Origin of the sequence: Acidovorax sp. Root568 (assembly GCF_001427445.1) — a bacterium.
In the GTDB taxonomy this organism is placed as follows: domain Bacteria; phylum Pseudomonadota; class Gammaproteobacteria; order Burkholderiales; family Burkholderiaceae_C; genus Acidovorax; species Acidovorax delafieldii.
Window position 1 is genome coordinate 35,755 of sequence record NZ_LMGP01000015.1, and the last position, 13,143, is coordinate 48,897.

The following is a 13,143-nucleotide window of genomic DNA, read 5'->3' on the forward strand; positions in this document are numbered from 1 at the left end:
TTGTGATGTCATCCATTACTAGTTACGTATATCCATGGCTACTAATTCCTCTAAAGCCGCAACTCAGCATCGAACAGACTACTCCCGATGCATTGTGCACTTAACTCGTGACGATCGCAAATCGTTCACAAACGGTGCATCTGCACGCGACAACTTGCTCCAGATACTGAAGAATAAGAGCATTTGGGCGATAAAACCTCACTGTATTTACAACGAAAAGATATCGAAATTCACTGAGCATCAGCAGGCAGGGTATCGCGTTGCATGTTTCACAGAAGTCCCACTCAGTCAGCTGCATCTTCTTGTTCAAGAAATCGCCGGCCGAAAAATAAAGTTAGAGCCGTATGGCGTTGTCTTCACTAAGGATTTCATTGCCAGCAAAGGTGGACAGCCCGCTATCTACATCAACAGCTATGACGGCAATGTTCGCGTTCGAGAAGCAGTTGATCATCTTTTCTCAGTAGCAACTGATTCCGACGAACATAAGATTTTGAGGCGTATTGTGCCATTCATGAATGCCATGCATGAGCAATACGATTTCACTTGGGAACGAGAATGGAGAACCACAAAATCACTTGACTTCAAACTTGGAGATCTTGTTTGCATAATTCTTCCAGAGAAGGGTGAAGACGATATTAAAAAAAAGGCACTCCAAGCGGGCATCGCCGTCATTTCCCCTGGATGGACCTACGAACAGATCATTACCGAATTGGCAGACCAACAGCGAAAAACAAAGAACACTTTCGGGTCAGCGAAGTCTGCCAACAACAAGGTAGAAAAATAGCTGGTTCGTGTGTCGAACCATTCCATCGAGAGGGACTGCCCGCAAGCTGCGATCTTAGACTTCCTTAGCAGCGTCGCCGCTAGAGCGGCTCTTCACATCAAACGTTAGATATGAATAACGATCTCCCCAAGATATTTGATCGGGCTACAAAGACGCTGTGCGAGGATAGTCTGCACCTTTGCTACGAAGCGACCATAGCTTCACACGAAATGGCCAGTAGAGCGCTCGCTCGCGCTTCTTTTTTGGCCACAACGATGTTTTTGGAGGCTTCTGCAAATGCATGCCTCGATACCCTTGAAATTTCTGAGCATTTGCTTAAAAAAATTGACAAATTTCCAGTCGCGCAGAAGTTTGAATTTTTTGCACAAACGAAGTTTGGTGAACGCATTGATTACTCTTTGCACACGGTCCAACATTTCAATGAGTTGTTTCAAGTGAGGAATAGATTTGTTCATTCAAGAGCGCAAGCTCTTGAATGGAAATCAATTGACAATGGGGCATTCGTTGGAGCAGCTCCGACCTCTAAATCACTAAATATTCCATTAATCTCAACATACTTCACAGTAGCGCACGCCGTTTGCTCAATCAACGTCTGCCACCTTTTCTTAAAGTATTTTTTAATCGACCTTTGCAAATTTAATGCTTATTCGTCGACGGCTATAGTTTTTAGCCAAGTAGGGCAGCCCACTACGACCGGAATGGCCCTTGGCCCCTTTCTCTATAAACATATGCAAGACTGGTTGAAAGCAGAAGGCGTCTTGCTTGGGCACTTTGAACATGGATTTCATTCCTAACCGGAATTCAAACTGAGCGGCCTACAGCCAGCCGGTTGCTTCGCGCGCTAAGTCGACGGTGATTCCAACTCACTTCAGACTTGCCCACCAGTCATCAGCCCGCACTTGAGTATGATTCGCATCCCCTCATGCTGCGCCGCACCATCCCCGCCCTGCCTTTCCACATCGTGCTTCTGCTGGTGGCGTTGTTCAACGCCCTGGCGGGCGCGCCCTTGCATGAGGCGCGGCACATTCAGGAGCTGATGCGCAGCGCCACAGCCTCGGCAAGCGCAGGCGATGTGGATGCGTTGGCAAACAACGCCACAGCCAGCGACGAACACAGCGAAGAGACACACACCACCTGCGCCTGGTGCCTGACCCACGCGCTGGAAGCGGGGCTGGCGCATGCACCGGCCCGCCAACCGCAACTCCCCGCAGAACCCGGCGCCATCGCGCCGCAAGGCGCAGACCCCATCACGGCCCAGCAGGTGCGCTGGCCGTTTGCTGCACGCGATCCTCCGCCAGCCCAGCGGGCCTGACACGCGTCGGGCCCCAGCCAGCCTGCGCTCTATAGCGCATCCCCTTTCCGTTTTTGCCCTTGCATTCACCCCCGTGGGGTGGGTGTGGGCGCGCGGCCATGTGCACCTGCCAACTCCCAGGCGGGTGTGAGCCGCGTTGCTCCTGGCTTTTGCATTCACCGCTTTTGGACTGGTTTGCCATGCGTTCTTCCTCTGCTTCTGTTTCTTCTTCACGCCCTGCCGCCCTGCCACGCCCCACCTTGACGGCCATGGCTACCGCCGCCCTGCTAGCCTCCCTCCACCCCGCCTGGGCCGCAGACGGCGATGGGGTCACGCCGCCCACCTTGTCTGCCGTGGACGTGGTGGGCCGCAGTGCCTCGGGCACCTACTACGCCGACGAAGCGGAGGGCGCCAAGACCAGCCTGCCGCTGCGCGAGCTGCCGCAGTCCGTGCGCGTGATGTCGCGCCAGACGCTGGACGACCTGGGCGCCACGCGGCTGGATGATGTGCTGGACTATGTGGGCGGGGTCTCGCGCCAGAACAACTTTGGCGGGCTGTGGGACAACATCGCCATCCGGGGCCTGCCGGGCAACGAGAACACGGGCATGGCGACGCTGCTCAACGGCTTTTCGTCCAACCGGGGTTTTAACGCGCCGCGTGACCTGGCGGGGGTGGAGCGGGTGGAGTTCCTCAAGGGCCCCGCCGCCGCGCTATATGGCAGCAGCGAGCCCGGCGGCACGCTCAACATCGTGAGCAAGAAGCCGCTGTGGAAGGCCGCCCATTCGGTGGAGGCCTATGCGGGCAGCTACGGCCTGGGCCGGGCGGCGCTGGACACCACGGGCCCCATCAGCGACCGGCTGGCCTACCGCTTGAACGTGGCGGTGGAGGACAAGGGCAGCTTTCGCGACCATGTGCGCGCGCAGCGGCAGGTGGTGGCCCCGGCCATCACCTGGAAGCTCTCGCCCGATACGGTGCTGGAGTACACGGCTGAATTTCTGCGCCACGCCACGCCGCTGGACCGGGGCGTGGTGGCGGTCAACAACCGTCTGGGCGCGGTGCCCGCCAGCCGCTTTTTGGGCGAGCCTGCCGATGGCGATGTGACGGTGACCAACCAGACGCACCAACTGGTGCTGTCGCACGAGTGGAACCCCGACTGGCGCAGCCGCGTGGGGCTGTCGTACCGCGAGACGGGGATGGAAGGCTTCTCGACCGAAGCCACGGCGCTGCAGGCCAATGGCCGCACGCTGACGCGCCAGCGGCGGTACCGCGACTTCCAGTCGGACGATGTGGCCGTGCAGGCCGAGCTGCAGGGCACCCTGCGCACGGGCGGGCTGGAGCATGAGCTGCTGGTGGGGGTGGAGAGCTACCGGTTCAGCATGGATTCGGTGATGCTGCGGGTGAACCCCAGCGCCACGGCGCCGTATGCCATCGACATCTTCAACCCCGTGTACGGCCAGGCGCAGCCCACGCCGGGGCGCAATACCGACACACTGGAGAAGCAGCGCAACACCGCGCTGTATGTGCAAGACACCCTCAAGCTGGGTGAGCAGTGGCGCGTGATGGCCGGGCTGCGGGCCGACAACTACGACCAGAGCCTGCAAAACCGCATCACCAACCGCACCACGGCACAAAGCCCCTCGGCCGTGTCGCCGCGCCTGGGCGTGAGCTGGCTGCCCACGCCGGGGTGGACGGTGTATGCCAATGCGGGCAGCTCGTTCCGCCCCAACACGGGCAGCAATGTGGCGGGCAATGGCTTTGATCCCGAAAAATCCCGTGCGCTAGAGCTGGGCGCCAAGTGGGAGAGCGCCGACCAGCGCCTGGGCGCCACAGCGGCGCTTTTCGACATCACCAAGCGCAATGTGCTGACCAGCGACCCGCTGAACGCGGGCTTCTCCGCCGCTGCAGGCGAGGTGCGCAGCCGGGGGCTGGAACTGGACCTGGCCGGCCGCCTGAACACCCACTGGCGCGTAAATGCCAGCCTGGTCATCAACGACGTGGAAGTGACCCGCGACAACACGCTGGAGGTGGGCGGCCGCCTGCTGAACGTGCCTCGTGTGAACGGCAGCGTGCTGGCGGTGTACGAAAACCAGTTGGCCAACGGCCAGCGCTACGGCGTGGGCGGTGGCATGACGCACATGGGCAAACGCCTGGGCCAGGCCCGCACGCAGGCCGAGGCGAATGCGGGCACGGCTGCGTTTGAACTGCCCAGCTACACCACGGCCAAGCTGATGGCGTACTGGCGCCTGAGCCCCACGCTGAACCTGTCGCTGGACGTGGACAACGTGTTTGACAAGGTGCACTACACCAGCTCGTACAGCCGCGTGTGGGTGGCGCCGGGGGCGGCGCGCACAGTCACCGTCGGGCTGCAGGCGAAGTTTTGATGAAGCACCCCCTGAGTCGCTTCGCGCCTTCCCCCTCTCTCGCTACGCGGGAGGGGGACGCCCCCAGCGCGGCGGGGCGGCCCTTGCGCGGGGGCACTGGTCTTTGGCAGCGCCAGTTTCGTCGGTTGCGGCGAACGCGCAGGGCTATGGAAAACTGAAAAATGAACACTTCCTCGACTTTTCTTAGGCCGCTGACGCGGCGCCGCGCCTTGCAGGCCCCCGTGGCCGCGCTGGCGGCGGGCGCCCTGCCCGCTGCCTCGGCGCAGGGCGCACCACCCGCTTCCGCCCTCTCACCGCTGCAAATCGTCGGCCCGTGGGAGATCAGCGGCCTGGCGCCCGCCAGCAGCGGCTATGTGTTCACACGCCTGCAGGTCACCGAAACCCTGCTGGACGCTGCAGACGATGGCCAGCCACGGCCCGCGCTGGCGCGGCTCTGGCGCCGGTCGGCGGATGGGCTGGTGTGGCACTTTGAGCTGCGGCCCGGGGCGCGTTTTCACGACGGCACACCTGTGACTGCCGCCGCCGTGGTGCGTAGCCTGCAGGCCGCGCAGGTGGCGCCCGCACTGCTGAGCCAGGCGCCCATCGAGTCCATCACCGCGCCTGACGAAGGCACGGTGCTCATGCGCCTGCAGCGCCCCCATACCGCCCTGCCCGCGCTGCTGGCGCATTCCAGCACCATGGTGCTGGCCCCGGCCAGCTATGGGGCCGACGGCAAGGTGCGCAGCATCATTGGCAGCGGCCCCTATCGCGTTGCGGTGCTGGTGCCGCCGCAGCAGGTCGAAACGGTGGTGTTTGATGCCTACGACGGCCCGCGCCCCGCGATTGCCGCCGTGCGCTACCTGGCCGCCAGCCGTGCCGAAACCCGCGCGCTGATGGCGGAGAGCGGCCAGGCCGACCTGGCCTATGGGCTGGACCCGGCCAGCCTGCGGCGGCTGCAGCGCCATGCCCAAAACCCTGCTCTGGCGCGCCGCACCGCAGTGCGCATTGCCTCGGTCACGCTGCCGCGCACCGTCATCGTCAAGCTCAATGCGGGCCTGCCCGCGCTGCGCGACGTGCGCGTGCGCCAGGCGCTGAGCCTGGCCATCGACCGCGCGGGCATTGCCCTGGCGCTGATGGGCGACGAGGCGCTGGCCGCCACGCAGCTGCTGCCGCCCACGCTGGGCGCGTGGCACAACCCGCACCTGCCCCCGCTGCAGCACGACCCCGAAGCCGCCGCACGCCTGCTGCGGGCCGCTGGCTGGCAGCGCCACAGCGACGGTCTGCGCGATGCCGAGGGCCAGCCGCTGCACCTGGTGATCCGCACCGTTGTGGACCGGCCCGAGCTGCCGCTGATTGCCACCGCCTTGCAGGAGCAATGGCGGCTGGCGGGCATGGCAGTGAAGGTGAGCATTGGCAACTCGGGCGACGTGCCCCGGGGCCACTGCGACGGCAGCCTGCAACTGGCCCTGGCCGCACGCAACTACGCCAACGTGCCCGACCCCACAGGCACGCTGGCGGGCGACTTTGCCGCCCAGGGCGGCGACTGGGGCGCCATGGGCTGGCACAGCGACACCGTGGTGCAGGCCCTGCAAGAGCTGACGCGCACCCAGACGCCGCCCGAGCGCACGCGCGCGCTGCGGCAATCCATCACGCACACCCTGCAAACGGAGCTGCCCGTGATCCCCGTGGCGTGGTACCGCCAGCATGTGGCCGTGGCCCCCCGGCTGGCGGGCGTCACGCTGGACCCGCTGGAGCGTTCTTACCGCCTGACCGGCATGGAGTGGAACAACCCATGAACCCCTTGATTTCAAAACCCTGGGCCGCCCTGCTCGGCCGCAGGCTGGTGCAGGTGCTCGCCGTGTCCCTGCTGATCGGCACGCTGTGCTTTTTGATGGTGCGCGCCCTGCCGGGCGACCTGGCCATGCGCGTGGCGGCGGGCCGCTATGGCTATGACCTGGTGAGCAACGCTGCCGCCGACGCGGTGCGCGCGGAGCTGGGGCTGGACCGACCCGGCTGGCTGGCGCTGCTGCACTGGTGGCGCGACATGGCCACGTTCAACCTGGGCCAGTCGCTGGCGTCACAGCGATCGGTGTGGCACGAGGTCACGCACCACCTGGGCGCCACGCTGCGCCTGTCGGCTGCCGCGCTGGCCATTGCCTTTGCCGTGGGTGTGCCGCTGGGCGTGTGGGCCGGGCTGCGGCCCCAGGGCTGGGTGGACAAGGCCAGCTGGCTGATGGCCGTGGTGCTGCGCGCGCTGCCGCCGTTTTTGCTGTCGGTGCTGCTCATCCTGCTGGTGGCGGTGCAGTGGGGCGTTTTGCCTGCGGGCGGTGACGAGAGCCAGACCAGCCTGGTGCTGCCCGCGCTCACGCTGGGGCTGGGTCTGGCCGCCGGGCTGGCGCGCGTGACCCGCGCCGCGATGCGCGAGGTGGTGGTATCGCCCTTTTTCGAATTTGCGCGCACCAAGGGCCTGACCGACTGGCAGGCGCTGGTGCGCCATGGCCTGCGCAATGCCGCCGTGCCGGTAACGGCCTACCTGGGCGTGCAGGCGTTGTTCTTGGTGGAGGGCGCGCTGGTGGTGGAGACGCTGTTTGCCTGGCCCGGCATTGGCCACGCGCTGGTACACGCCGTGTTCGGGCGCGACATCCCCGTGGTGCAAGGCACGGCGTTGTGCATGGGCGTGCTGTTTGTAGTGTTCAACCTGCTGGTGGATACGACGTGTTTGGCGCTGGACCCCCGACACACACAAAAGGTGGCTGCATGAGTGCCGTGCCTTCCACCCTTTCATCGCCCACAGGCGCCGTAGTGGCCCAGCCCCGCTGGCCGCTGCGCACCACATTGGGCCTAGCCATGCTCGGCCTGCTGGCGCTGTTTGCCCTGCTCGGCCCCTGGCTGGTGGGCGCCAGCCCGGTGGTGCAAGACCTGCGCAACACCCTGGCGCCCCCCAGCGCCCAGCACTGGCTGGGCACCGATGTGCTGGGCCGATCGGCGCTGGCGCGGCTGGCGCATGCGGCACAGCTGTCGCTGGGCATGGCGCTGTTGGCGGCCGTGAGCGCCGCCGTGCCCGGCACGCTGCTGGGCATCGTCGCCGCGTGGCGCGGCGGGCGCACCGAGCGGGCGCTGCTCATGCTGTCGGACTCGGTGCTCGCCATCCCCGGCCTGCTGCTGGTGCTGCTGATCGCGGCCCTGGCGCCCGGAGCGCTGTGGGCGCTGTATGCGGGCCTGTCGGCGGCGCTGTGGGTCGAATACTTCCGCGTGAGCCGCGCGGTGGCCCGGCCCGTGCTGGCAGGTGATGCGGTGCAGGCATCGCGCCTGCTGGGTTTTGGGCGCGGATACGTGCTGCGCCGCCACCTGCTGCCTGCGCTCGCGCCCACGCTGGGCACGCTGCTGGCCTTCACCACATCGCAAGCCGTGCTGGCGCTGGCCGCGCTGGGTTTTGTGGGTGTGGGCATGCAGCCGCCCACGCCCGAGCTGGGACTGATGATGACCGAGGCCATGCCTTACTACGAAGAATCCCCGTGGCTCATTGCCGCCCCCACCGCCCTGCTGGTGTGGTTGGTGGCCGCGATGATGCTGCTCAACCCCGACCGGGAGACCGCATGACCACGCCTTTGAAATCTGACGCCCTGCTGGTCGTGGAGGGCCTGGGCATCCAGGTGGGCGGCAAGCGGCTGCTGCGCGACATCGGCTTCAGCCTGCGGCCGGGCGAGGCGCTGACCCTGGTGGGCGAAAGCGGCGCAGGCAAGTCGCTGCTGGCCCAGGCCATCATGGGCAACCTGCCGCCTGCGCTGCAGGCCACGGGCCAGATCACGCTGGATGGCGCCACCACCCGCGCCCAGGACGCCGCCGCGCGCCGCGCCCTGTGGGGCCGCAAGCTGGCGCTGCTGCCGCAAGAGCCCTCGCTGGCGCTCAACCCCCTGGCCCGCGTGGCACCGCAGCTGGCCGAGGTGTACCGCCTGCTGCACCAGCAGCCCCCCAGCGCCGCCAGCGCCAAGGCCGAACAGGTGCTGGGCGCTGCGGGCCTGGGCGGCGCAGGCAGCCACTACCCCTGGCAACTGTCGGGCGGCATGGCCCAGCGCGCGGTGGCCGCCATCACCCTGGCCGGGGGCGCCCCGGTGCTGATGGTGGACGAGCCCACCAAGGGCCTGGACGCGCATTGGCGCGGCCGCATGGTGGAGTTGTTCCGGGGGGTGCTGCAGGCAGGCGGCTGCCTGCTCACCATCACCCACGACATGCAGGTGGCGCAGGCGCTGGGCGGCCAGGTCATCGTGCTGCGCCACGGGCAGGCAGTGGAGCAAGGCGACATCCACACCGTGGCCGCCGCGCCGCAGCACGCCTTTACCCGCCAGCTGCTTCAGGCCGACCCGGCCCACTGGCTGCCGTTTGCCGAGCCCACGCTGGGGGAACCCGTCGTACAGGCACATGGCATCTCCAAAGCCTATGGTGCGCAGAAGCTGTTTGCGCCGCTGGACCTGACGCTGCACAGCGGCGAACGCATCGCCGTGCAAGGCCCCAGCGGCACCGGCAAAAGCACACTGGGCAATGTGCTGCTGGGCCTGGTGGCGCCCGACACAGGTCGTGTGGAGCGCAGCGCCCGGCTGCGCCCGCATGCGTTCCAAAAGCTCTACCAAGACCCGGTCAGTTCGTTTGCCCCACACATCAGCCTGGCCCAGTCGCTGCGCGATGCCGCCCGCCTGCACCGCTGCAACTGGAAGGCGGTGCAACAGCGCCTGGCCCAACTGCGCGTGCCCGAGGACCTGCTGGCGCGCAGGCCCGACCAAGTGTCGGGCGGCGAGCTGCAGCGCATTGCGCTGGCGCGCGTGCTGGTGGCGCAACCGGCGCTGCTGTTTGCCGATGAGCCGACCTCGCGCCTGGACCCGATCACGCAGCAAGAGGCTATACAGGTACTGCTAGATGCCGTACACGAATCCGGGGCTGCTTTAGTGTTGGTCACCCATGATGAGGCGCTGGCAAATGTCGTTGCAACGCACACGCTGCATATGCGCGAATCGCCTTAACAGATGACCAGACAGCCCGTTGTGGACTAAAGCGCAAACATGCCGAAGACATGCTCTGTCAATCGGCCACCGCTGACTGAAGAAACTGCGCCTCAAACACCTCGGCAGGCACCGGCTTGCTCAGCAGATACCCCTGGATCTCGTCGCAACCCAGCAGCGCCAGATGCCGGGACTGGTCCTCGGTCTCCACACCTTCGGCCACTACCTTGAGGCCCAGCGAGTGCCCCAGGTTGACGATGGTGGACACCAGCGCCACGCCCTGCGGGCCTGAGGCCATGTTCAGGATGAAGGACCGGTCGATCTTGAGCGTATCGACCGGCAGTTTGGCCAGGTAGCTCAGTGACGAGAAACCTGTGCCGAAGTCGTCGATGGCAATGGTGATGCCCATCTCGCGCAGCGCATGCAGGCTGGCGGTGCTGTGCTGCACATCGTCCATGACCATGCTTTCGGTGATCTCCAGCTCCAACCCAGCGGCCGCCCCTGCGTCGTGGGACACGGCGTCGCGCACCTCGGCAATGAAGCCCCGGTGCCGCAGCTGCAAGAACGACACATTGACGGCGACCCGCAGGGGCGCCAGCCCCGCCTGGCGCCAGCGCAGGTTGTCGGCCAGGGCCTGGCGCAGCGCCCAGCGACCCACGTCGTAGATCAGGCCGGTTTCTTCCAGAATGGGGATGAACTGCGCGGGTGGCACCAGCCCCCGGCGGGGGTCGTTCCAGCGGATCAGGGCCTCGGCCCCGGCGATAGCACCCGTGGCCAGGTGCTGTTTGGGCTGGTAGTGCAGCACGAACTGGCCCTGCTCCAATGCGTCGCGCAGGCGGCCTTCCAGGCTCAGGGCCTCCGCCACGCGGGTGTTCATCTCCGAGGTGTAGAACAGCAGGCTGTCGGCCGAGGCCTTGGCCTTGTTGAGGGCTGCCTCCGCGTTGCGCAGCAGGGTCTCTGCATCGGCACCATCCATGGGGTACAGCGCGACACCGGCCTTGGCGGCCATGCGCAGCTCGGTGCCGCCCAGCACAAAGGGGGTACCAAAACAGGCCCGCATCAACCCGTCCAGCGCCAGCGCCACCGCGCCCGCGTCACGCGCATCGGTCACGGCGATGCCGAAGCTGTTGACGCCAATGCGCGCCACGTCGTACGCGTCGCCCGCCGCTTGCTGCAGCCGCTGCGCCACCTGCTTGAGCAGTTCGTCCCCCTCCTGGCGCCCCAGGGTGTCGTTGACGAACCGAAACCGGCTGATGTCCATGAGCCCCATGCCGAGCAGCGCCTTGGCCCCTTCGCGCGGCCGCAGGTGCTGGCCGCTGCGCTCCAGGAACAGGGTGCGGTTGGGCAGACCTGTGATGTCGTCGTAGTACGCCAGGTAGTTCAGCCGCTCTTCCTTGTCGAGGTGGTCCATGGCAAAACCGATGTCCCCCGCCAGCTCGGTCAGCAGGTGCATCTCGTCATCGTCAAAGAACCCGGCTTCGTCTGCAAAGAGGGCGATCACGCCCACCACCTCGTGCGCCACCAGCAGGGGCAACACGGCCATGGATGCCACGCCGCGCGCAGCCAGCTCCTGTGGCACCAGAATGCGCGGGTCGCTCTGAATGTCTTCACACACCGCGGCCTGCTGGGTGCGCACCACGCTGGCGCTCAGGCTTTCGCCCTCCCTGGGGGTTTCGCTGAGCCACAACCGGCGCCGCACATGCATGAGGAACTCCGCTCCGGCCCCGGCGAGCGCCACCGGCACCACCTCTTGCAGGGCATGGTCCACGCGGCCGATCCAGGCGATCTTGAACTGGCCGTGCTCCACCGCAACACGGCAGGCCTCGCGGAACAGCTCGTCGCGCTGGCGCACGCGCACGATCAAGGTGTTGATGCCGCTGAGCACGGCGTACACGCGGTTGAGGCGCTTGATGCGCCGCTCGGCATCCCGGCGCGCCGTGATGTCTTCTCCCAAGGCTGCCACCCCGGTCACCTGCCCGCCCACCGAGCGCAACACGGTGTTGTTCCAGTGCACCAGGCGCCGCCCGCCAGAGCGGGTCAGTATCTCGTTGTCGTAGTGCCACGCCGACGGCCGATCGGCCAGCACGTCAGCAAAAACACTGCGCACATCGCCCATCTCGGGTGGAACGAACAGATCGAACCAGTTGCGGCCAAACACCTCGTCGCGCTGCCAACCCGTCAGGCGCAGCAGGTAGTCGTTGCAGTAGGTGATGCGCCCTTCGCAGTCAAGCATCAGCGAGATCATCTCGACCTTGTCGAGCATGTCGTTGAAGCGGCGGTCGCTTTCGTGCAGTTCTTCCTCGGCGCGCTTTTCCTTGGTGATGTCCTGGATGGTGTTGAACCAGCGGCCCAGCTCCCCACGGCCCGCCTCGTCCTCCAGCGGCTCCATCACCTGGCGCAAGTACAGTGGCTGGCCGTCGCCACGCAGGACCCGGTAGGTGAAATCCATGCGCGCGCCCAGGTGGGCGGCCTGCAGCGCATGGCGGCGGAACATGTCGCGGTCGTCGGGGTGCACCAGTGCCAGCCATTCGCGGGCCGAGCGGGGCATGGCGCTTTCGTCCAGGCCCAGCATGTCGGGCAAGGTATCGAGCCAGCTTTCGAAGGCGCCATCGGGCCCGCTGATGACGTGGGATATCTTGGCCAGCGCCTGGGCCCGGCGCAGGCTGGCCTTGTTGGCACGCAGTGCATCCACGGCCCGCTGGCGCTCTTGCACCTGCACCTGCAATTGGTCGGCGTGCTGCTGGATCTCCAGGTAGAGACTGCCGTTCTCATAAATGCGGCCCACCTGGGCGCCCAGGATGGCGAGGACTTTTTCGTCATCGGCGCTGAAGGCATCGGCCCCCAGCTTGTTGGCCAGGCACAGCCAGCCATAGGAGAACGACAACGACACGATGGGTGCGATCACTGCCGTGTGCACCGGGGGATAGCCTGCGGGCAAGCCGAGCGCTACAGGGTCGCCGCCGGCATTGACCAGGCGCTGCGGGCGGCGTTCGGCCCGCAGCTGCCCCAACAGTCCATGCGACACCACAGGCAGATCGAGCGGTCCGTTCTGCAGGGCCGGTTCCATGCCGCTGGTGCAGGTGATGGCACCGTCGCTGTGCTTGCGCACCACGCACAACACGGCGTACTGCGCACCCACCAGCTCGCGCGCACCCCGGCACACATTGGCCAGCAGCACCTGCGGATCGCGCTCGGAGGCCAGCTGCAGGTTCAGATCGGTCAGCGCGGACAGGCGCCGGTTCATGGCCTCCAGCTCGGCCATATTGCCGGTGAGCTTGTCAGTCATCAGTTGCAGGTGGCGGGTCTGAAAACTGTGCTCTAACGCCACCGATGGCTGGTGGAGGATCTGCGTGAGCGCCTGCTCGATGGCGGCCAGGATGTCCTGCGGCTCGCAAGGCTTGAACAGCACCTGGGTCACACCGCAGGCCTTGGCAAGGCGCAGGGCTTCTTCCTCGTGATAGTGGGCGCTGCAAAAGATCACCTGCGTGGCCGCCAGGCCATGTTCAGAGCGCAGTTGCCGCACGAACTCAAAGCCGTCCATGGTCGGCATCAGGATGTCGGAGATCACCAGGTCGGGGCGTTCGGCACGGACCACGGCCAACGCCTCGGCGCCATCAGCCGCCTCCAGCGCCTGGTGGCCGCTGTGCCCGATGAGGGTCACCACCAGGGCGCGGTTGGCGGGGAGGTCATCGACGACGAGGATCTTTGCCATGC

General features: G+C 65.8%; 9 protein-coding genes. 8 read left to right on the plus strand and 1 reads right to left on the minus strand.

Translation table 11 applies throughout. The features are described 5' to 3' along the window. Positions 1–34: 34 nt before the first annotated feature. From ASD75_RS23710 to ASD75_RS12060, 8 genes are all read left to right on the plus strand, one after another. Entirely contained in the window at positions 35–784 is a 750-nt protein-coding gene (locus ASD75_RS23710; protein WP_156401012.1) for a hypothetical protein, read from the plus strand. A 110-nt stretch (positions 785–894) separates the two neighbouring features. Further along, positions 895–1,578, plus strand: coding sequence for a hypothetical protein (locus ASD75_RS23715; RefSeq protein WP_156401013.1), 684 nt, complete (start codon positions 895–897; stop codon positions 1,576–1,578). 128 nt (positions 1,579–1,706) lie between these two features. Further along, on the plus strand, positions 1,707–2,096 hold the full coding sequence (locus ASD75_RS12035; RefSeq protein ID WP_056745974.1) for a DUF2946 family protein: 390 nt from the start codon (positions 1,707–1,709) through the stop codon (positions 2,094–2,096). 248 nt (positions 2,097–2,344) lie between these two features. Further along, complete coding sequence (locus ASD75_RS12040; RefSeq protein WP_056745975.1) at positions 2,345–4,456, plus strand: TonB-dependent siderophore receptor; 2,112 nt, start codon at positions 2,345–2,347, stop codon at positions 4,454–4,456. 161 nt (positions 4,457–4,617) lie between these two features. Next, positions 4,618–6,231 (plus strand): ABC transporter substrate-binding protein, encoded by a 1,614-nt coding sequence (locus ASD75_RS12045; RefSeq protein WP_056745977.1) that lies wholly within the window; start codon positions 4,618–4,620, stop codon positions 6,229–6,231. Beyond that, positions 6,228–7,196 carry an ABC transporter permease gene (locus ASD75_RS12050; protein WP_056745979.1) on the plus strand — a complete coding sequence of 323 codons (969 nt, stop codon included), beginning with the start codon at positions 6,228–6,230 and terminating at the stop codon, positions 7,194–7,196. Before ASD75_RS12045 ends, ASD75_RS12050 begins: the two co-directional genes overlap by 4 nt. Next, positions 7,193–8,035 (plus strand): ABC transporter permease, encoded by an 843-nt coding sequence (locus ASD75_RS12055; RefSeq protein WP_056745981.1) that lies wholly within the window; start codon positions 7,193–7,195, stop codon positions 8,033–8,035. The genes ASD75_RS12050 and ASD75_RS12055 overlap by 4 nt, the downstream gene beginning before the upstream one ends. Next, positions 8,032–9,450 (plus strand): ABC transporter ATP-binding protein, encoded by a 1,419-nt coding sequence (locus ASD75_RS12060; protein WP_056745983.1) that lies wholly within the window; start codon positions 8,032–8,034, stop codon positions 9,448–9,450. Before ASD75_RS12055 ends, ASD75_RS12060 begins: the two co-directional genes overlap by 4 nt. A 58-nt stretch (positions 9,451–9,508) precedes the next feature. On the opposite strand, the gene ASD75_RS12065 is transcribed toward ASD75_RS12060, so the two are convergent. Then, positions 9,509–13,141: an EAL domain-containing protein gene (locus tag ASD75_RS12065; protein WP_056745985.1), complete on the minus strand. Its 3,633-nt coding sequence runs from the start codon at positions 13,139–13,141 to the stop codon at positions 9,509–9,511. Between the last annotated feature and the right edge of the window lie 2 nt (positions 13,142–13,143).